Origin of the sequence: Marinococcus luteus (genome assembly GCF_034497705.1) — a bacterium.
Classification (GTDB): Bacteria; Bacillota; Bacilli; order Bacillales; family Marinococcaceae; genus Marinococcus; species Marinococcus luteus_A.
The window spans coordinates 14,469-33,983 of the sequence record NZ_JAXRUV010000008.1; the positions used below are offsets into that span (position 1 = coordinate 14,469).

Sequence of the window (19,515 nt, forward strand, 5' to 3'; positions counted from 1 at the left end):
AGACGATCGTACTATGGGATTGTTTGATGCACTGATGGGAAACGCCTCTGAAGCGGATTCGAAAAAGGTAGAGGAAGAACTTCGGGAATGGTTAACGGCAGGCGAACAGGTAGAAAGTGCTTTTAAACTGTACCGGGATTTAATGGTATTTACAAACAAGCGTCTGATTATGATCGACAAGCAGGGAGTCACCGGGAAAAAGGTGGAATACCACACAGTTCCTTACCGGAGCATTACCCACTACAGCGTAGAAACTGCCGGCACGTTTGATTTGGACAGTGAATTAAAAATATGGGTGGGCAGCACTGCAGAGCCTGTATCCAAGACCTTCCGAAACGATGACAATATCTTTGACGTCCAGCGTGCACTGAGTAAGTACGTGCTGTAATAGAGGTTTCCGGATGCCTTTTGGGCATCCGGATTCTTTTTAAAACAGAAAAGTACATAGGGTATGATATACAAAATTAAATCCACACAAATCAAGCAATATCAAATTTTCACAAAGATGGAGGTGCATCATGCAGAACAAGGAGCAGTCGGCAGCTATTTCGTTGTAAGCAAGTCAAATGAAGTACAAACTAGTATAAATGAAGCTGTGCTTTACTTCGGGAAGAAATATCTAAATGAAAGCATTATGGTATATTGGGATAAAAAAAAGTTATAATGACTATACATATTAATATGTGCATCAAATAAATGTGCATGCCAAGATATTGTTCAAACATCCACGAGGCATTCGTTGCGAGTGGGCTTTTCTTATTCGTGCTTCCGCATTTTTAACATACGGCCGTGGACATGAAAGTGTTTGAAATCTATTATGTCGAAAGAGAGCTTTTAAAAACAACCACAGCTTAAGCTCGTGTTGTATTAGGAGGAAAAGTTATGCTTCAGGAAATAGAATTAAAGAACCGGAAAATGCGAAAGTGGGTAATCCAAAAAGGAAAAAGTCCACGGGTCGAACTGCTAAACTTCGGGGCGAGAATTCAGCGGATATGGGCGAAGGATGGTAACGGAATAGAAGAAAATATTCTGCTCAGCTATGCCGGGCCGGAGCAATACGAATTGGATAGTATTTTTCTCGGTGCAGTTGTCGGTCCGGTCGCCGGACGTATAAAGAAAGGGCTGATGACAGCTGAAGGCAGTGAGCATACTCTTACCACAAACGAGGGGCGGCATCATCTGCATGGAGGAGACAGCGGTTTTGGCAATGTTTACTGGGAAGCAGAGCCCGGCGAAAATGAACAGCAGGCATGGTTGCGTTTTTCGATTAGCAGAACAGACGGTACTGATGGCTATCCCGGGGACGTGAAGGCTTCTGTCACATACATTGTGGAGGCCGGCGGCGATTTTACCGTCGAATACGAAGGAGAGTCAGATACCGATACCTGGTTCAGCCCGACCCAGCATATGTACATAAACCTGAGTGGAAATAATAAGCGTCCGGTCACAGAACAGTATGCTGAGGTTCACGCATCGGATGTACTGGAGCTTGACAGGGAGCTGATTCCTACAGGGGAACTGCTGCCAACGGCAGGAACGCCCTTTGAACTAAACGGAAGTAAGCCGCTTGGCGAACATATCGACAGCTCCCATGAGCAGGTGCGTGATGTAGCTGGCGGCATTGACCATTTCTTCATTCTTGAAGAAGGAAAAGAACCGCAGGTAAATGTATGGGATGAAGCCTCGGGACGTAGACTTGATATTATCACAAGCGCGCCGGGGGCTGTAGTATATACATCAAACAACGTGCCTGAACAGGATTTTGAAGAGGGTCCTAAAGAAAAGCACCGCGGCATCTGCATCGAAACCCAGCAGATGCCGGTGGACTTTGCTCATTTAGGTAAACCGACAGCATATTTAAATGCAAAACAGCATTTCAAAAGTTCTACGATTTTTCGGTTAAGCACCCGATAAACATGAAGAACAAATTCTGCAGTTAAAGCTCTGATTAGTCGGTAGTATCAACTATAAAGACCGTCACGAAGCGCGCAGATATATCCGCGAAGCAGTAAACGTAAACACCTTTTCCCCAAAAGAGCATACTGCCTGGAATGCGGAATACGAGTCGTTCTGTGAAATGACGGGCCTTAGAAACGGTTTATCCAAAGCAAAAAAAGCTTAATGAGAAAGGTCTCCGGACTCCTGTTCCGGAGGCTTTTTTGTGTAGAGCAGCAAAACCGTATATACTATATGTAAACGTTTACCAAAAGGAGATGAATCTATGAACATCGCACTGCAGCTTTACACGCTTCGAAATGAGCTTGAAGAGGATTTTGTCGGAACACTTCAGCAGGTGAGAACCATGGGATACAAAGCGGTGGAGCTGGCCGGTCAGAGCGGCGGCTTCGGTACGGAGGAGCTCGCGGGGACAATGAAGAATATTGGCCTTCGGATAGTCTCGAGCCATGTACCGCTCGAACAGCTGCAGGATGACCTGGACGGCGTAATACAAAAGCATCTGGCGCTTGGATGCCGCCACATTGTGTGTCCATATCTCGAAGAAGAAAAACGTTCGAGTCTGAAAGCTTATAAGCAGACGGCAAAGGAACTAAACAGGATCGGAAAAGCATGTCGGAAGGAAGGCATCACGTTTTCGTATCATAACCATGATTTTGAACTGCTTCCGCTCGAAGGGCGGCTGCCGTTTGAAATGATGCTTGAGGAAATGAAACCGGAGCACGTGCAGGTAGAGCTTGATACATACTGGGTGCAGAAGGCGGGGGAAGACCCTTTTACCTGGATGGAACAACTCAGGGACCGGCTTTCGCTTGTGCATATTAAAGATATGACCGCAGACAGCGAGGAATTTTTTGCTGAGCTTGGCGAAGGGAAAATGGATATTGAGGCAATTATGAAAAAAGCAGAGGAAGCCGGGGCTTCCTGGCAGATTGTGGAGCAGGACGCTTCGAGGCGTAAGCCGCTTGAAAGTGTGCAGATAAGCATGAATTACATCCAGGATACATTTGTTTAAAGAAACGGCGGCTGAGGTAGAGGACTATCAAGGAGGATGATAATTATGCCATCCGCATTTGATATTTCAGATAAAACAGGCCATGGTCTGGCCGTAGATGAGTTTGTTGAACGCATGCGCCCCACTTACCGGGAGAAAATGGAGCCGTGGCAGGCTGCTTTTTCCTGGAACCATCACCCCGAGGATAAGCTGCTGGCCCTGCAGTCGCGGGATGATCTGCACTGCGCTATTCTTGTATCCGACTGGTGCGGGGATGTGCACCGGAACTTTCCGGTAATCGTGGAAGTGATGCGAAAAGCAGGTATTCCAGTGGAAGTGTTTATTCAGGAGGATCATCCGGATTTTATCGATCAATTCCGGACGCTCGGTGGCACGTCGGTGCCAAAAGTGGTAGTTTCTGATGAACACGGAAAGGTTTATTTCAGCTGGGGACCGAGACCCGCTTTTATCCAGGAGCCGATGAAGCATTTCAAAAGCCTCGGCCTGACAGAAAACGATGAAACGTACGCGGATGAACGCTCGGCAGCATACGAAAGTATTTTTTCCAGATACGGCGACGATGCCGACTATCAGCGGCTGGTCGTATACGAACTCACCAATCTGCTCGAGCAGTGCTGACAATTTTCATAAAAAAGCCCGTGCCTTTTTCAGGTACGGGCTTTATCTGTACGGCGGAGCGTTGGTTCGAGCGTAAGCTCCACGTTCCCCTGGAGGGCCCGGGAAATCATACAGCCTGCTTCCGCTTTTTCGATAAGCTTCTGCGCTTTTTCCATCTGTTTGTCGGAAGCGCCGGCTTCGAGGGTGATCACCGGGCGATGGATGATTTCTTTATACGTAAACACGCCGTTTGTAACATCTACGCGTCCTTCGCTCGTATGAGCCATGGAGTCGACCGGAAGCTCCGCCCGTTCAAGCATGGCGCCGAGCGTGATAATATAGCATGTGGCTGCAGCGCCCAGGAGCATTTCATCAGGGTTTGTGCCAACGCCCGGTCCGTCCATTTCTTCGGGAATGGAAATATTCGTTTTCAGCTGACCGGCATCAATAGAGCCGACGGCATTGCGGCCTCCGGGCCAATTCGCCGTTAAATGGAAGTGTTCGATAGCCATAGCTTATCCCTTCTTTATATAAAGTCTTTCCTTGAGGATAAAAAATAGAAAAAGGAAAAGCAAAAAAAGTGCCTGCCGTAGGTTTCAAATAAAAGGAAAAGGTCTATAAAAGAATATGACATGAAAGGGAGGCTTACATATGAAGAAGATATTACTTACGGGAGCTGCAGGTACAATCGGCACTGTGCTGAGAAACTACCTGTCAAAGCGTTTTGATCTTGTGCTGACAGACACGAAAACTCCGGAGGATTTAACAAGCGAAGAAACATTCATGGAAGCGGATATTACGAATAAAGCAGAGGTCCGCGATCTGATGCACGGGGTGGATGCGGTCATCCATCTGGGAGGCATACCGGTTGAGGTGGACTTTGAATCCATTGAGCAGGCGAATATAAAAGGCACGTTTCATGTAATGGAGGCAGCGGCTGAGGCCGGCGTGGAACGTTTGATTTTTGCGAGCAGTATCCATGCAGTCGGCTTTTATCCGGCGGATGAGTGGATGGACGAAGCCTCACCAGTGCGGCCCGACACACTTTACGGGGTTAGTAAGGCCTACGGGGAAGCGCTCGGTCGTTATTATCACGACAAATTTGGGTTAAAAGGCATTGGGGTGCGTATCTGTAATTTTCAGGACCGGCCGGCATCCGAACACGATTTGGAAAACTGGTTCAGCCCCCGTGATGCAGAGCGATTATTTGAAGCAGCGCTCACGTGTTCAGTGCCTGAGTATCTGATTGTTTACGGCATTTCAAATAACACCCGGGCGAAATTTAAAAACACCCGGGCAAAAGAAATTGGCTACGTGCCACGAGAGAATGCAGAAGACTACGCTGGTGAAGTGGAGGCAGGGAGTCATCCAAAAAAAGGAGGAGACTTTACGGCGAAGGACTTCGGAAAAGAGAACGGGCGGTGAGACAGGTGCAGGAAGCAGAGTTGAAGGTTTTAGGAGGCGGAGATGCTGAAGCATACGCAGCGCTCCGGATGCAGGCCCTGGAGGAGAGCCCGGAGGCCTTTGCTTCGACCCTGGAAGAGGAAAGACAGAAGCCGGACCTGGTTAGAGAATATAAAGAAAGGTTGGAGGGGAGAAGGTCTTTTACATGGGGCATCGAGGCCGGAAGCGAGCTGGCGGGTGTCATCACTCTGCTCCCGATGCAAATGCAGAAGCTTCAGCATAAAGCGACGATTCTCGCTATGTATGTAAAGCCTTCGTTCAGGGCATACGGGTTTGGAAGCAGGCTCGTAAAGGCTGCTTTGAAGCAGGCAGACCAAGACGGGGTGGAACAGGTGCAGTTAACCGTAGTGAGTAAAAATAAACGCGCGGTCCGCCTGTACGAAGCCTGCGGATTTTCTGTTTTTTCGACAGAAAAAGAAGCGATGAAAACAGAAGACGGATACGATGACGAGCACTGGATGGTTTGTTTTTTAAAATAACACAAGCCGTCAGGCTCTGTTTCTGTTTTTGCCAATAAGGGAACAATGAAGCAGGAGGGATAACAATGAAAATTCAGGCAGCTGTCGTCAGTGAACAAGCTGGCGCCATTCAGCATACAGAAGCAGAACTCGATGAACCAAAAACAGGGGAAGTAAGAGTGAAAATTTCTGCAGCCGGTATTTGCCACACCGACCTCGGTGTGCAGCAGCAGGAGATTCCAACGCCGCTTCCGATTGCATTAGGACATGAAGGAGCAGGCGTGGTGGAGAAGGTCGGCGAAGGGGTCGAGGATGTAGAGCCGGGTGATCATGTGGTTATCACATTTTCGCATTGCGGAACGTGCCGTAACTGCCGCGAAGGACATCCCGGGGCATGCGAAAATTTTAATGCCCTGAATTTTGGCGGCACCATGAACGACGGCACCCGCCGTCTTCACAGTGAAGACAGTGAAGTGTCTTCTTTGTTCGGACAGGGGTCACTTGCAACCTACGCTGTGACCCCCGTCAATAATGTAGTAAAAGTCCGCCGAGACGTAGATATCCGTTTGCTTGGTCCTTTAGCCTGCGGTGTCCAGACTGGTGCAGGCACAGTTCTCAGCCGTTTGAATGTAGGCGTTGGCGATACGTTAGTCGTTTTTGGCTGCGGAGGAGTCGGCATGAGTGCCGTTATGGCCGCACATCTCGCCGGTGCTCTGCAGGTCATCGCCGTAGACGTCAATGAGGAGCGTCTGGAGCTGGCGAAAGAGCTTGGAGCAACGCATACAATCAATGGTAAAAAGGAAGACGTTGTTGAAAAAGTGAAGGAATGGACCGATGGAGGGGCAGATTATGCGCTTGAATCCACCGGAGTGGCTGCCCTTGCAAAACAGGCGATGGACGTGCTCCGTTATAAAGGGGAGTCAGCCGTCGTCGGTGCTGGCGCAGATACTGAATTTCACGTGCATCAGAACTTCATCGTGCCAAATGCAACCATGTCAGGTGTCGTAGAGGGAGACGTCGTGCCGAAGCTGTTTATTCCGATGCTTGTGGAATATTACAAGCAGGGCAAATTTCCTTTTGATAAATTGATTACTATGTATCCATTTGAAGATCTGGAGCAGGCCCTTGAAGATATGAAAGCGGGCAAAACGATCAAACCAGTGATTACGTTTGAATAACAGACGGAAGCTGCGCAGATTTGCGCGGCTTCTTCTTAATGTAAAAGGGGAGGTTTCACATGGAACGGATAGCGATTGATATGGATGAAGTAACGGTAAATACGCTGCCGACGCTGCTACATAGGTTTAACAGGGATTACGGATACAGTGTTACGGCTGAAGACCTTAGAGGTATGAAGCTGGAGGCCCTGCACCCGGAGCTTCATGATGAGATTAAAGCTTATTTCTACGAGCCTTCTTTTTTTCGTCATCTGCAGATCATGGACGGTGCACCGGAGGTGATCGGGCAGCTCGCCAGACAATATGAAGTGTTTATTACAACAGCAGCAATGGAATTTCCGCCATCGTTTGCGGCAAAATACGAGTGGCTGAAAGACAACCTATCTTTTTTGGGAGACATGAATTTTGTATTCTGCGGCGATAAAAGCATCATTCATGCCGATTATTTGATAGATGATAATGCCAGACACTTCGAACGCTTTGCCGGCAAAGGGATTTTGTACACTGCTCCTCATAATGTTTATGACACGGCTTATACAAGAGTCGATCACTGGGAAGACATTCGGCGCTATTTTTTAACCTAAAGACTGCCTTGTTCTGAAATTGAGAATCGAAGTGACAGCAGGAAGAAAAGTAGAGAAAGGTTGTTGTACAATGAAAAAGGATGTAGAGTAAACCAATATGAAAAGCGTTCGTAGGAGAGAGAAGTATGCAGAATAAACAGACAGGAGAAAGGCTTCGGCAGCGGGGGCAGCATCTATCAACAGCACAGCTTGCCCTGCTGTTTGCCGGAATCATTATGCTCGCGGTCAATCTCCGGCCGGCGTTAACAAGCGTCGGTCCGTTAATCCCATTAATCCGGGAAGATATTTCGCTGACAAGAGGAACGGCCGGTCTGATTACGACCCTGTCGCTGCTGACGTTTGCAGCAGTTTCGCCGGTGGCGCCAAAAATCGGATCAAAAATTGGACACCAGCGGGCTTTAATGGTTGGTGTTATCGTACTCATTGTAGGTGTTTTTATGCGCTACGTGCCTGAAGCCTTGTTTTTGTTTGCCGGCAGTCTGCTTGTCGGAGCGGGTATTGCGATGCTAAATGTGCTTCTCCCCGGTGTTATTAAAGAGTCCTTTCCGCACAATGTCGGTGTAATGACCAGTATTTATACGACTACGATGGTATTAATGGCCGCAGTCGGTTCAGGAGTTTCGGTGCCGCTTGCGGCCAGCGCCGGCCTGGGATGGCAGTGGTCGCTGCTGTTCTGGGTCGTTCCTGCGATAGCAGCGTTGCTGTGCTGGGGATTTGTGCTGAAAAACAGGCAGCTTCAGATGCCGGGCCGTGTGAGAGCGGTGGAGCGAAGCGGTTCCGAAGGCTCGATTTGGAAGTCTCCGCTCGCGTGGCAGGTAACATTGTTTATGGGCCTGCAGTCCATCGGGTTTTACGTGACCATCACCTGGCTGCCGGATATTTTAAATAATCTTGGAAACATGCCACTTGCAGCTGCGGGCTGGCTTGTGGCACTTATGCAGGTCGCAAGTCTTCCGGCTACCTTTTTAACGCCAATTCTTGCTGGCAGGTTCCGTAACCAGCAGAGTATTATCGCCGTAATCGGTGTGATTGCGGTACTCGGCCTGGTGCTGCTTATGACAAACACAGCGCCATTCATGCTTGCGATCGCGGTACTGTTCATCGGGCTTGCACAGGGCGGAAGCATCAGCCTCGCGCTGGCATTGTTGAGTATCCGTGCTTCCACTCCGCAGCGAGCAGCAGATTTATCGGGGATGGCCCAGTCGGTAGGTTATTTTATGGCTGCCCTTGGGCCGATTCTGGTAGGTGCTTCCTTTGATGCCTGGGAAACATGGATGCCTGCGCTGCTTATTTTAATGATTGTCTCCGTTCTCCAGGTGGGTGCCGGCATGGGCGCGGGCCGTAACAAAGAAGTATAAACAGAGAAGGCTTTCCGGGGTGGAAAGCCTTTTTTATGTATTACAGATGTGTAAAATATACGGTATTGGGGTATCATTGTCCATGGAACAAAAAGAAAGGGGGAAGCACGATGGACACGATTTCTATTATCGCTGTTGTTTCGTTGGCAGCTGCCTTTATTTCTACAGCGATTGTGATCGTAGATGTCCGGAGAAATCCGCAGCCAATGATGGTTATGAATGTGGTATGGCCGCTCACTGTACTCTATTCGGGACCGTTGGGGCTGTTTTTCTATTATTATATCGGACGTAAAGGGCATGGTGATAAGCCGATGTGGCAGTCAACGGTCGCCTCCACCAGCCACTGCGGCGCCGGATGTGCGCTTGGAGATATTATAGGCATTCCAATCGTTGTGGCTTTAGGTTGGACGATTGCGGGGACCCGGCTGTTCGCGGACTATATCGTGGAATTTATACTGGCCTATACGTTTGGGATTTTCTTTCAGCTGGCATCTATCCTGCCGATGAACGAACAGATGAGTAAAAGCCAGGGCATCAAACAAGCCGCCAAAGCGGATACGCTTTCGCTTGTATCTTATCAGGTTGGCATGTTTGGTTTTATGGCTTTAGTTCATTTTGTGTTCTTTGCCACACCACCGAGTCCGGCTGGCCCAACATTTTGGTTTATGATGCAGATTGCGATGGTCATCGGATTTTTAACCAGCTATCCGGTAAACTGGTGGCTCGTTGATAAAGGCATCAAGCACGCGATGTAACAAGAAGCAGAAGGCGGTATGGTCTTCTGCTTTTTTATGCAGATTTTGTCAGCTGGGACGGGGGATATGATAAGCTTAGTTCGTATAGATAATGTAGCGAAACATGCAAAGGAGAGAGGGTCATGCCGGCACGGTTAGCGTATCTGCTCGTCCTGGCAGGGGCGGCATTGTGGGGCACAACGGGGCTGTTTGTGCAAAACTTATATACATATGGATTCACGCCATGGGAGGTAGTAGGCATCCGCCTGATTTTTTCAGCGGTTATTATTACCCTGTTTTTGAGTATTGTGGAGAGAAGTCTGCTGCGCATCCGGTGGCAGGATTTGCCGCTGTTTGTCGGCACTGGTATTATCAGTATTGCTTTTTTTAACTTTTTCTTTTTCTCCGTGATGGAGGTCTCCGGCATTTCTCTTGCGGTAGTAATGCTTTACACAGGCCCGTTATTTGTGGCCGTTATCGCCAAATTTGTTTTTAAGGAAACACTGACGGCAGGAAAAATAGTGGCGCTTGTGATTATGATTACCGGGTGCATGTACGCGGTCGGGCTGATCCCACTCGGTTCGGACAGTATAGCTGCAGCGGCCGTTTTGTTCGGAATTGCTTCTGGTTTCTTTTATGCGCTCTACAGCATTTTTGGAAAGTTTTTAAGCGGTCGGTATCATCCGCTTACGATCACGACCTATTCCATGATCCTCGGCGGCCTGTTTTTACTGCCTGCAAGCCGCCTGTGGAAAAAAGCAGAAGCTTTTACGGAGCCAGGGGTATGGTGGAACGGCATCGGGCTTGCGGTGGCAGCTACAACGATAGCATACGTAGCATATACAGCCGGTCTGGCCCATGTGGAATCTTCAAGGGCCTCCATCCTTTCGATTATCGAACCGGTGGTGGCTATCGTCATCGGGGTAGCTGTTTTTGGTGATTCCTTTACGCTCTGGCAGACCTTCGGCATTGTGCTCGTCTTTGTGGCAATTATTGCTACGGTTTACGGGGACACGCTGCTCGGCAAAATGCTGGGGAAAGCATCCTTAAACCGGCAGTCTTAAGTAATAGTTGAGAAAGAATTTAATTATACTACACGAGGAGGGGCAGCACATGAACATACGGGTAATGGAATGGTTCACGGGAAAACCGGAAGACATATCAGCCGAAAAGGAAAAGCCGGTATTTTCAGCTATTAATAAAACAAAGCGCTCCGAAGAGTCCCTGTATTTATCGGAGACCGGCCTGGACGGGGATGAGCAGGCAGATAAAAAGAGCCACGGGGGCCCGGAGAAAGCAGTTTGTGTGTATCCGTGGGAGCATTACGCGTACTGGAGCAGAACGCTCGAGGACGCTCTTCCGCACGGAGGGTTTGGGGAAAACATGACGGTTCAGAACGGTGTCGAAGAGGATGTGATGATCGGCGACGTTTTCCGCTGGGGAGAAGCGGTGGTGGAAATCAGCCAGCCACGGGAGCCCTGCTATAAAATTGCGAAACGCCACGGCATCAAAAAGCTGCCCCTCTATGTTCGTGACACCGGTTATTCCGGCTATTACATGCGGGTGCGCCAGGCAGGAACCGTAGAAAAAAACCAGCCGCTGCGACTCGAAACGAGAACCACCTCCTTAAGTGTTGCTGGCGTAAACCGGATCACATACCATTCAGAAGATCCGGCCGAAGTTGAAGAAGCGCTGGAGTGTGCTGCCCTTTCAGAAGAATGGAAAAAGTCCCTGTATAAAAAGCTGGATAAACTGAAAAATAAGCACTGAGCCATAAAGGCCAGTGCTTATTTTGTCGCAGAGGGAACGTCGGCGCTGATTCGTTCGGCATGAGCATAAACGTTAAAGGTGGAGCCGCGGATAAAACCGACAGCTGTGATGTTTAAATCATCTGCAAGGCGGATTGCAAGGTTTGTCGGAGCGGACTTGGATAAAATAATGCCCATGCCCATTTTGGCTGCTTTAGTCAGCACCTCGGAGCTTAAGCGCCCGCTGAAAACAAGCACCTTGTCGCGTACCTGGATGCCGTTCATCAGACAGTATCCGTACAGCTTATCGAGCGCGTTGTGCCGGCCGATGTCAGAGCGGTCAACGATGATGCCATCTGTATCGCAGATGGCAGCGTTATGGACTCCGCCGGTGTTTTTAAACACGACGCTGTTGTCCTGCATCTCCTTCATAAACCCGAGACACTGCTCAGGTGTAAGCGTGCGTTTGGTAACAGCTGTTTTCGCTGTCTGGACATCGCTTTGAAAATAAAACTGGCGGCTTTTGCCGCAGCAGGAGCCAATTACCCGTTTTGAGTAAAAAGAAGCTTCCTTAACCCGGTTGGAGTTGATAGAAACGTAGGCAAAGCCCAGGTCATCGTCGAGAGAAACCGATTCAATCTCCCGATAGAATAAGATAACTCCTTCGGATGCGAGAAACCCGACGACGAGCTCCTCAACGTGGGTGGGGGTGCATACAAGTGTCGCGAACTCTTCATCGTTTACGACGATCGTCATCGGCTTTTCGAGGGCAACCTGGTCTTCTGCTGCGTAAAGCCCTTCTTCCGGCGAATAGGAAACGATAGGCTGAATAGCGGTGGAACGGTCCGGCATATTGATACCCCTTTCAAAACCCGTGTCCGGCACGAGATATGGTTTATAACATTATATTCTCATCGTATCACGTAACATGGTATAGACAGAAAAAAATGCACAAAAAGCCCGCACCCTTTAAAAAGATGCAGGCTGAATGGAACGAAATTATCGTTTTTTGCCCCAGGCTTTCAAGTTTTTCAGCCATGGTATGCTGTCATTGTAAAAGACCGGATCGAGCCCCTGTTTGCGCTGGTCCATGTAGTTTTTGAGCGCAGCAGCAACGATGTGGCCGAGAAACGCAATCGCTATTAGGTTGACGACTGCCATTAAGCCCATAAACAGGTCTGCCATCGCCCATACAAGCTCCAGGCCGCTTGCTGCTCCAAGAAGAACGAACAGGAGGAAGCAGACACGGAAGATTTGAACATATCTGCGCTTTGGAGAAATAAATTCCACGTTTACTTCCCCGTAGTAATAATTCCCGAGCAAAGAGCTGAAGGCAAAGAAGAAAATCGCAAGAGATACAAATGTCTGTGCCCAGCCGCCTAGATGGAATGATAAGGCTTCCTGAGTGAGCTGAATGCCTTCAACATTTGCCCCGGCATCTGCGTACGTCCCGGAAAGCAGGATGATGAACGCCGTCGCGCTGCATATAATGAGCGTATCCGTCAGAACACCAAGAGACTGAACGAGCCCCTGTTTGACCGGGTGGCTCACGTAGGCGGTGGCTGCGGCGTTCGGTGCACTACCCATACCGGCTTCATTGGAGAAGAGGCCGCGCTGGATACCGAGCATAAGAGCACCACCGACTGTACCGCCGGCGACTTCACGAATTCCAAAGGCCTGACCGAAAATCAGTCCGAATACCTGCGGCACGTCGGCAATGTTAATAATCATAATGATAATGGCTACGATGACGTACAATGACGCGAAAATTGGAACAATAATTTCAGCTACGACAGCGATACGCCGGATACCGCCATAAATAATGACACCAATTAAAAGCATAATGGCAATCCCGACATAAACTGTTGGGATATTATAAGCACCGTTGAATGCCTGGGCGATTGTGTTAGTCTGCACGCCATTGAAAATAAAGCCGAAACAAAGCGTAATCAAAACAGCGAAAATAATTCCGAGCCAGCGGGCATTCAGAGCCTGCTCCATATAATAGGCCGGGCCGCCGCGGAAGCCGTCTTTATCCTTTACTTTGTACATCTGGGCGAGCGTACTTTCCACAAATCCGGTAGCGGCCCCGATAACAGCAATGACCCACATCCAGAAAATTGCCCCAGGTCCGCCTGTGCTGATGGCAAGGGCCACCCCGGCGAGGTTCCCGGTGCCGACACGGGCAGCGGTACTGATCGCAAAGGCCTGAAAGGCGCTTGTGCCTTTTCTTTCTTTAAACCCGGAACGGTCGGTCCCTTCCTTGAATAACAGAACAAACATTTCTTTGAGCATCCGGAACTGCACAAAGCCGGTACGGATGGTGAAATAAACGCCTAAAATAAGTAAGAGTGCGATTAGCAGGTAACTCCAGATAACGTCACTGATAGATCCTATAAGGTTATAAAACCATGTATCAGCTGTTAACCAATTTCCCATATGTATCCTCCTTCAATTAAGGTTGCATCCATTATACATTTTTCAGAGACGCTCGGACACTGTTTTCAAGGAATTCCTGTAAAGGAAGACAAGAAAAAACATAAATTACTTATCAATGGATGTCACGCAGTTTTCCAAATGTGTTTTTAGGATGCGCAGGGATTTTTGTTTGATTTTAGAGACAGCCTGCTGGGAAACATTCATCGCCCGGGCTGTCTCCGCCGTTGTCGATTCTTCAACAAACAAAGCGTATAACACTGCTTGCTCCTTTTCAGGGCGCTGTTGAATAATGTCATAAAGCTCCGGATTTTCAATATGTCCGGAAAGTTTGACGGAAAAGCTCTGGGCCTGTGCTGTAAAAGTAACAGCCGGAAAAAGCGTCTGAGACGTTTCTTCCTCTGTATCCACAGCGAGTGGAAACCGGTCCCGGTGCTTTCTTTCCCGCTTATCATAGTGAACCGCTGTCCAGTGAATTGTTTTCTGCATGAAGACCCGCTTTTTTACATCAAGAAAAAAGGCACGGAAGGCCTCATCGAGCTTATCCGTATACCCATGTTCCCAGAAGTACTGGTGCTCAGAGGAGTCAAAAAAGTGCTGAATGAGCTTTTGCTGTTGAAAGGTCGCTGTCAATGCGGATTCCTCCTTTAGGTTATATGTATAAAAGGCATCTTCTGTAAAAAATGACAACCTTTATGAGAACGTAAGTTCTTGTTTTGTTAATGAATAAAAACCTTGCATAGGGGGAATAATATTAAAGATTGGAAAATTGAAGCTGGAGGAATGAAAATGGGAAACAAAGTATTTATCAGTCCGAGTAAATATGTGCAGGGTGTCGACGTTGTTGATGAAGTAGGAGCCTATGTGAAAGAAATGGGCAGTAAAGCAATTGTGATTGCAGACGAATTTGTATGGAACCTGGCCGGCAACAGAGTAGTCGACAGCCTCAAGCAGCAGAGCATTGAAGCTGTAAACATCACCTTTAACGGGGAGGCCTCCACCGGGGAAATTAACCGGATTACCGAAGAAGCCAAATCGGCTGGCGCAGAAATGATTGTGGCTGTAGGAGGCGGTAAGACGCTCGATACAGCAAAAGGGGTACGTGATCAGATTCCAGATGCTTACTGCGTCATCGTTCCGACGACGGCTTCCACAGACGCACCGACAAGCGCTCTGTCCGTCATTTATTCGGATGAAGGTGTATTTGAATCGTATCGTTTTTACTCGAAAAACCCGGATTTAATCGTTATGGATTCCAAAATCATCGCCGGCGCCCCGCCACGTTTTCTCGCTTCCGGGATAGCGGATGCGATGGCTACATGGGTGGAAGCGCGCATGGCTATTCAGGCGAACGCCAATGCAATGTCCGGCGGACTTTCCACGATTGCCGGCGCAGCAATTGCAGAAAAATGCGAGGAAACGCTTTTTCAGTATGGACTCCTCGCCTATGAATCCAACAAAAGACAGATTGTCACCCATGCCCTTGAGCAGATTGTGGAAGCAAATACGCTTTTGAGCGGCCTTGGATTTGAAAGCGGCGGCCTTGCACTTGCCCATGCGATTCATAACGGATTTACCGTTCTCGACGGGGACGTGCATCACATGACGCACGGGGAAAAAGTAGCCTTTGGCACCCTGAGCCAGTTGACACTTGAGAACCGCTCGAAGGAGGAATTCGAAAAGTACGTGGATCTGTATTACCGCCTGGAGCTGCCGATCACTCTGGATGATCTTCATCTTGGAGACGCGTCGGAGGAGGAATTGATGAAGGTGGCGGAAGCAGCTTTAACTGAAGGAGAAAGCAGCCATAATATGCCGTTTGCGTTGACTCCTTATGACGTGGTAAGCGCCATGCAGGCAGCTGATCAGTACTCGAAAGCATATAAAAAAGAGCATGGCCTGAAATAAATTTATCTGCACGTTCATGAAGCCGCCGGGTTATACGCCCGGCGGCTTTTTGTGTTATCTTTTCGAGGAAAGACAGGTTTACTCTCCGCGTGAAATCTCGGCCGGAGGGTGATATAGTATCGAAGGAGAGGAGGCCGGTGCATGAAGATCCTGCGTGTACTGAACAATAATGCGGTAGTCGTCCATCACGGAGACCGGGAGAAGATCGTTTTTGGGGCGGGAATTGGGTTTCAAAAAGGTAAAAATGATCCCGTTAACCAGAAGAAAATAGAAAAGATATTCAGCATGGAGGAAGAGACACCAAAATTTGAACAGCTTTTGAAGACTCTTCCAATTGAAGTTATTGAAGTCGGGGAAGAAATTATCAGCTACGCGGAGGGGGAAATGCATCTGCCGCTCAGCGATCACATTCATATTTCCATTATTGATCACCTGGCATTTGCGCTCGAACGCATTAAGCAGGGGTTTAAAATAGAAAATAAGCTGCTTCATGAAATTAAGGCTCTTTATCAGGAGGAGTACAGCATCGGCATTTGGGCTATTCAGAAGATCAAAAAAGATCTGGGAGTCGAGCTGCCGGAAGACGAGGCAGGCCATATTGCCCTGCATCTGCATACGGCGAAGCTGCAGACCGGATCAATGGAGGAGACGATGCACAGAACCTCACTGATCCAGGAGCTGATTCAAATTGTGGAAAACCGCGCTGGGCTCGAGCTTGCGGATCGCGGTATGTCATATCACCGGCTCGTCGTTCATTTAAATTTCGCCCTCTCGAGAGCAGAGGATGGAAAAGTGTTTGATGACATGGATCCTGAAATGCTCGAGCTGATTCAGACGAAATATGAGAAGGCCTATGCTGTCGCGTGCGAGCTGGCCGAGCATGTTAAACAGGAGGCCGGTCTGCCGTTTCCTCTCCCGGAAATCGGCTATATTGCGCTTCATATTCAGCGCATTTTATCGAATCAGTCAATTTCATAAAATTGAAAAGAAAGCGTTGACATAACTCTTTTCATTTTGTATACTTTCCGTACATTACAAATATCGGGAGTTGTTACTGCTTCGAGCAGGCAAGACCCAAAATGAGGACAGGAAACGTGTATCCTAGGCACACGTTCACCCTTCTCGTTTTGGGTCTTTTTTATGTTTAAAAACAGCTTCCGTTATTTTAGGGGAGGGAATGTCCGAATGGATCATAAACAAATAGCAAAAGAACTAGTGCCGCTCCTTGGCGGAAAAGATAATATCATCAGTGCCAGTCACTGCGCCACAAGGCTCCGGCTGGTTATTGACGATGAAAGTAAAATCAATAAGCAGGAAATTGAAGATTTAGAAGGCGTAAAAGGAGCCTTTTCAAGCTCCGGCCAGTTTCAGATTATCTTTGGAACCGGTACAGTCAATAAGGTATTTCAGCCATTTGCCGAAGAAATTGGTCTTGATGACGAGTCCGCAGAGCATAAACAAAAACAAATGGATCATAATGAAGCTGTAAAAAAGAAAATGAATCCGGTATCACGATTTGCTAAAATGCTTTCCAATATTTTCGTGCCGATTATTCCGGCGATTGTCGCCGCCGGTATGCTGATGGGGCTGTTGAATTTATTAAACCGTTTTGGATTGGCGAATAGTGAAAGCTCTCTGTACATTCTGCTTGATATGTTTTCCTCGGCTGCCTTTATTATTCTTCCGATTTTGATCGGCTACAGCGCTGCGCGTGAATTCGGCGGAAACACGTACTTAGGGGCTGTGGTCGGCGGGATTATGACCCACCCGACGCTTTTGAACCCATGGGGGCTGCAGGAGGGCGGCGTTGAGCCGGAGATGCTCAATTTTGCCGGCATGAATATTGAACTGCTCGGCTATCAGGGAACGGTTATTCCGGTACTGCTTACAGTGTATGTGATGTGCTGGCTGGAGAAACTATTTCGTAAAGTTGTTCCGAATATGGTGGACCTGCTTGTCACACCATTTTTAACGATCATGACCACCGGCTTCGTAGCACTGATGGTCGTAGGTCCGCTCGGCCGTCTGCTCGGTGAAGGTGTAACCACATCGCTGTCGTTTTTATATGATTCCGGTGCCGGCTTTGCCGGTCTCGTGTTCGGCGGTCTGTATTCGCTGATTGTTTTAACCGGTGTACACCACAGCTTTCATGCAATTGAGGCAGAAATTCTCGGCCAGGTTGGCTTTAACTATCTGCTCCCTATATGGGCAGTGGCAAACGTAGCCCAGGGCGGCGCCGGGCTTGCCGTTTGGGTGAAAACGAAAAGTAAAAAAATGAAAGAAATCGCGGGGCCTTCGGCCTTTGCAGCTTTTCTCGGCATCACGGAACCAGTCATTTTCGGGGTAAACCTCCGCTACCGCCGGCCATTTATCGGGGCTGCAATTGGCGGCGCTCTTGGCGGCGCGTACGTGACAATTACCAATGTCACAGCAAATGGCATTGGGGTGACCGGCCTGCCGATGTTTGCGATTGCCAATGACCCTATTAACTATGCCATCGGTATATTGATTGCCCTAGGCGGTGCATTTGCTGCTACCTTACTGCTCGGCTGGCAGGAAGAAGAACAGCAGCCGAAGAAAGAAGAGACAAAAACAGAAGAAGAAGACAGTGAGGAAAAAGCTGTGTAAGGAGGAAGCAATGAAAGAGGAGCAGGCTCTTCGAAAGGAAGCGGGACAAATAGTACAAACAGCTGAAGCGGCTGACCTCTTTCGACAGCAGTTTCACCTGATGCCTCCAGCGGGTTTAATGAATGACCCGAACGGTCTTGTGCAGTGGCAGGGAGTGTACCATGTGTTTTACCAGTGGATGCCGTTTCATACCGGTCACGGCAGCAAATGGTGGGGGCATGCGGCGACGCGGGACTGGGTCCATTGGAAGCTTCTGCCCCCGGCGCTCGCCCCGGTGCACGATTTTGAGAAAAACGGCTGCTATTCCGGCAGTGCGGTAGTGCATGAGGGCCTTCTATACTTGTTTTATACAGGAAACGTCAAGGATGAACACGGAAACCGGACGAGCTATCAGTGTGTGGCGGTCTCAAGTGACGGAGTGGAGTTTGAAAAGCACGGCCCGGTGATTTATCAGCCGAAAGGGTACACTGCTCACATCCGTGATCCAAAAGTATGGTTTGAGGCGGGCTTTTGGTGGCTCGTGATCGGTGCCCAGCGCCACGATCTGGAAGGACAGGTGCTGTTGTACCGTTCGCCCGATCTGTGGGAATGGGAATATCTCGGCCCACTTGCTGGAAAAGACGTTACCCTGGATACTTCCTTTGGCTACATGTGGGAATGCCCGGACTTTTTTGAGCTGGACGGCTCCCGGATACTGCTCATATCACCGCAGGGGCTTGAAGCAGAAGCTTATCGGTATCAGAATCAGTATCAGACTGGTATTTTTGCCGGCAAATTCTCCCCGGAAACGGGAGCGTTTTCCCATGGCAGATTTCGTGAAATTGACCTCGGTTTTGAATTTTACGCCCCGCAGACGTTTCTGGATGAACAGGGCCGGCGCCTGCTGATTGGCTGGATGGGTGTCCCGGACCAGCAGGAACAGGCGCATCCGACGATTGCCGACGGCTGGGTTCACTGTCTGACGGTCCCCCGGGAGCTGACCATGCAAAATGGGCATCTGTACCAGCAGCCAATTGAAGAGTATTGCCAGCTGCGGGAAGAGCACGCAGCCGCGGTCATTGCTGTGAATAATGAGGCGGTAGTGTGGCAGTCATGGAAAGCTGCAGTGGCAGAGGTTTACCTGGATGTGGAGGAGGATAAAAGCTGGACCGTCTCCTGGCGCCGTTATTTTCATATTTCCTATGACGCCGGGGCGAAGACGCTTACCTTTGAACGGCCGGATCTGGTGACCGGTGACCCGGTGCGCCGGACGGGCCGGGTCACCGGTGTGCGTTCGATTCGCTGTCTGTTTGACCGTTCCTCTGCAGAAGTGTTCGTGAACGAGGGGGAATACGTCTCGACCTCCCGCCTGTTCCCGGAGCAGGAAGAAGGAGAGCTCCAATTTTCAGCTGAAACGCCGGCAGTCTTTCACGTCGACGCATGGAAGCTTCAGTCTCTGCAGTGGGAATGAT

The 19,515-nt window shown here is 49.1% G+C and carries 20 protein-coding genes; 16 read left to right on the forward strand and 4 right to left on the reverse strand.

From position 1 onward, the window contains the following. The first annotated feature begins 13 nt into the window (after positions 1-13). The 4 genes from Q9M42_RS12310 (at position 14) to Q9M42_RS12325 (ending at position 3,589) form a co-directional block, all read left to right on the forward strand. Complete coding sequence (locus tag Q9M42_RS12310; protein WP_091613794.1) at positions 14-388, forward strand: PH domain-containing protein; 375 nt, start codon at positions 14-16, stop codon at positions 386-388. A 494-nt stretch (positions 389-882) separates the two neighbouring features. Next, positions 883-1,914, forward strand: coding sequence for an aldose epimerase family protein (locus Q9M42_RS12315; RefSeq protein WP_322526765.1), 1,032 nt, complete (start codon positions 883-885; stop codon positions 1,912-1,914). Between the two features lie 307 nt (positions 1,915-2,221). Further along, positions 2,222-2,971, forward strand: coding sequence for a sugar phosphate isomerase/epimerase family protein (locus tag Q9M42_RS12320; RefSeq protein WP_322526766.1), 750 nt, complete (start codon positions 2,222-2,224; stop codon positions 2,969-2,971). 45 nt (positions 2,972-3,016) lie between these two features. Beyond that, positions 3,017-3,589, forward strand: coding sequence for a thioredoxin family protein (locus tag Q9M42_RS12325; RefSeq protein ID WP_322526767.1), 573 nt, complete (start codon positions 3,017-3,019; stop codon positions 3,587-3,589). A 29-nt stretch (positions 3,590-3,618) separates the two neighbouring features. Here the strand turns inward: Q9M42_RS12325 and Q9M42_RS12330 are convergent, their stop codons facing one another. Further along, positions 3,619-4,080 carry an OsmC family protein gene (locus tag Q9M42_RS12330; RefSeq protein ID WP_322526768.1) on the reverse strand — a complete coding sequence of 154 codons (462 nt, stop codon included), beginning with the start codon at positions 4,078-4,080 and terminating at the stop codon, positions 3,619-3,621. Positions 4,081-4,219: 139 nt separating this feature from the next. Between Q9M42_RS12330 and Q9M42_RS12335 the strand changes: the two genes are divergently transcribed. The 8 genes from Q9M42_RS12335 (at position 4,220) to Q9M42_RS12370 (ending at position 11,114) form a co-directional block, all read left to right on the forward strand. Continuing rightward, positions 4,220-4,993: an NAD-dependent epimerase/dehydratase family protein gene (locus Q9M42_RS12335; protein WP_322526769.1), complete on the forward strand. Its 774-nt coding sequence runs from the start codon at positions 4,220-4,222 to the stop codon at positions 4,991-4,993. After that, positions 4,990-5,511, forward strand: coding sequence for a GNAT family N-acetyltransferase (locus tag Q9M42_RS12340; protein ID WP_322526770.1), 522 nt, complete (start codon positions 4,990-4,992; stop codon positions 5,509-5,511). Before Q9M42_RS12335 ends, Q9M42_RS12340 begins: the two co-directional genes overlap by 4 nt. Positions 5,512-5,576: 65 nt before the next feature. Continuing rightward, positions 5,577-6,668 carry an NAD(P)-dependent alcohol dehydrogenase gene (locus Q9M42_RS12345; protein WP_322526771.1) on the forward strand — a complete coding sequence of 364 codons (1,092 nt, stop codon included), beginning with the start codon at positions 5,577-5,579 and terminating at the stop codon, positions 6,666-6,668. 59 nt (positions 6,669-6,727) lie between these two features. After that, positions 6,728-7,252 (forward strand): 5' nucleotidase, NT5C type, encoded by a 525-nt coding sequence (locus Q9M42_RS12350; RefSeq protein WP_322526772.1) that lies wholly within the window; start codon positions 6,728-6,730, stop codon positions 7,250-7,252. 125 nt (positions 7,253-7,377) lie between these two features. Then, positions 7,378-8,610 carry a CynX/NimT family MFS transporter gene (locus Q9M42_RS12355; RefSeq protein ID WP_322526773.1) on the forward strand — a complete coding sequence of 411 codons (1,233 nt, stop codon included), beginning with the start codon at positions 7,378-7,380 and terminating at the stop codon, positions 8,608-8,610. Between the two features lie 110 nt (positions 8,611-8,720). Beyond that, positions 8,721-9,365 carry a DUF4396 domain-containing protein gene (locus Q9M42_RS12360; RefSeq protein ID WP_322526774.1) on the forward strand — a complete coding sequence of 215 codons (645 nt, stop codon included), beginning with the start codon at positions 8,721-8,723 and terminating at the stop codon, positions 9,363-9,365. Between the two features lie 122 nt (positions 9,366-9,487). Beyond that, complete coding sequence (locus tag Q9M42_RS12365; protein ID WP_322526775.1) at positions 9,488-10,408, forward strand: DMT family transporter; 921 nt, start codon at positions 9,488-9,490, stop codon at positions 10,406-10,408. 49 nt (positions 10,409-10,457) lie between these two features. Then, positions 10,458-11,114: an MOSC domain-containing protein gene (locus Q9M42_RS12370; RefSeq protein ID WP_322526776.1), complete on the forward strand. Its 657-nt coding sequence runs from the start codon at positions 10,458-10,460 to the stop codon at positions 11,112-11,114. 17 nt (positions 11,115-11,131) lie between these two features. Here Q9M42_RS12370 and fdhD read toward each other — a convergent pair whose 3' ends face one another. The 3 genes from fdhD to Q9M42_RS12385 all read right to left on the reverse strand — a co-directional run bounded on the left by fdhD (position 11,132) and on the right by Q9M42_RS12385 (position 14,161). Further along, the gene (gene fdhD / locus Q9M42_RS12375; RefSeq protein WP_322526777.1) at positions 11,132-11,944 is read right to left on the reverse strand and encodes a formate dehydrogenase accessory sulfurtransferase FdhD; all 813 of its coding nucleotides are present in this window, start codon (positions 11,942-11,944) and stop codon (positions 11,132-11,134) included. Positions 11,945-12,091: 147 nt separating this feature from the next. Continuing rightward, complete coding sequence (locus Q9M42_RS12380; protein ID WP_322526778.1) at positions 12,092-13,531, reverse strand: alanine/glycine:cation symporter family protein; 1,440 nt, start codon at positions 13,529-13,531, stop codon at positions 12,092-12,094. A gap of 105 nt (positions 13,532-13,636) precedes the next feature. Then, positions 13,637-14,161: a sigma-70 family RNA polymerase sigma factor gene (locus Q9M42_RS12385; protein WP_322526779.1), complete on the reverse strand. Its 525-nt coding sequence runs from the start codon at positions 14,159-14,161 to the stop codon at positions 13,637-13,639. Positions 14,162-14,317: 156 nt separating this feature from the next. Here Q9M42_RS12385 and Q9M42_RS12390 point away from each other — a divergent pair, with 156 nt between their 5' ends. The 4 genes from Q9M42_RS12390 to Q9M42_RS12405 all read left to right on the forward strand — a co-directional run bounded on the left by Q9M42_RS12390 (position 14,318) and on the right by Q9M42_RS12405 (position 19,514). After that, complete coding sequence (locus tag Q9M42_RS12390; RefSeq protein ID WP_322526780.1) at positions 14,318-15,436, forward strand: glycerol dehydrogenase; 1,119 nt, start codon at positions 14,318-14,320, stop codon at positions 15,434-15,436. Positions 15,437-15,577: 141 nt separating this feature from the next. Further along, positions 15,578-16,414: a PRD domain-containing protein gene (locus Q9M42_RS12395; protein ID WP_322526781.1), complete on the forward strand. Its 837-nt coding sequence runs from the start codon at positions 15,578-15,580 to the stop codon at positions 16,412-16,414. Positions 16,415-16,621: 207 nt separating this feature from the next. Continuing rightward, positions 16,622-18,064 carry a sucrose-specific PTS transporter subunit IIBC gene (locus Q9M42_RS12400; RefSeq protein WP_322526782.1) on the forward strand — a complete coding sequence of 481 codons (1,443 nt, stop codon included), beginning with the start codon at positions 16,622-16,624 and terminating at the stop codon, positions 18,062-18,064. A 10-nt stretch (positions 18,065-18,074) separates the two neighbouring features. Further along, positions 18,075-19,514, forward strand: coding sequence for a glycoside hydrolase family 32 protein (locus tag Q9M42_RS12405; protein WP_322526783.1), 1,440 nt, complete (start codon positions 18,075-18,077; stop codon positions 19,512-19,514). Position 19,515: the final 1 nt, after the last annotated feature.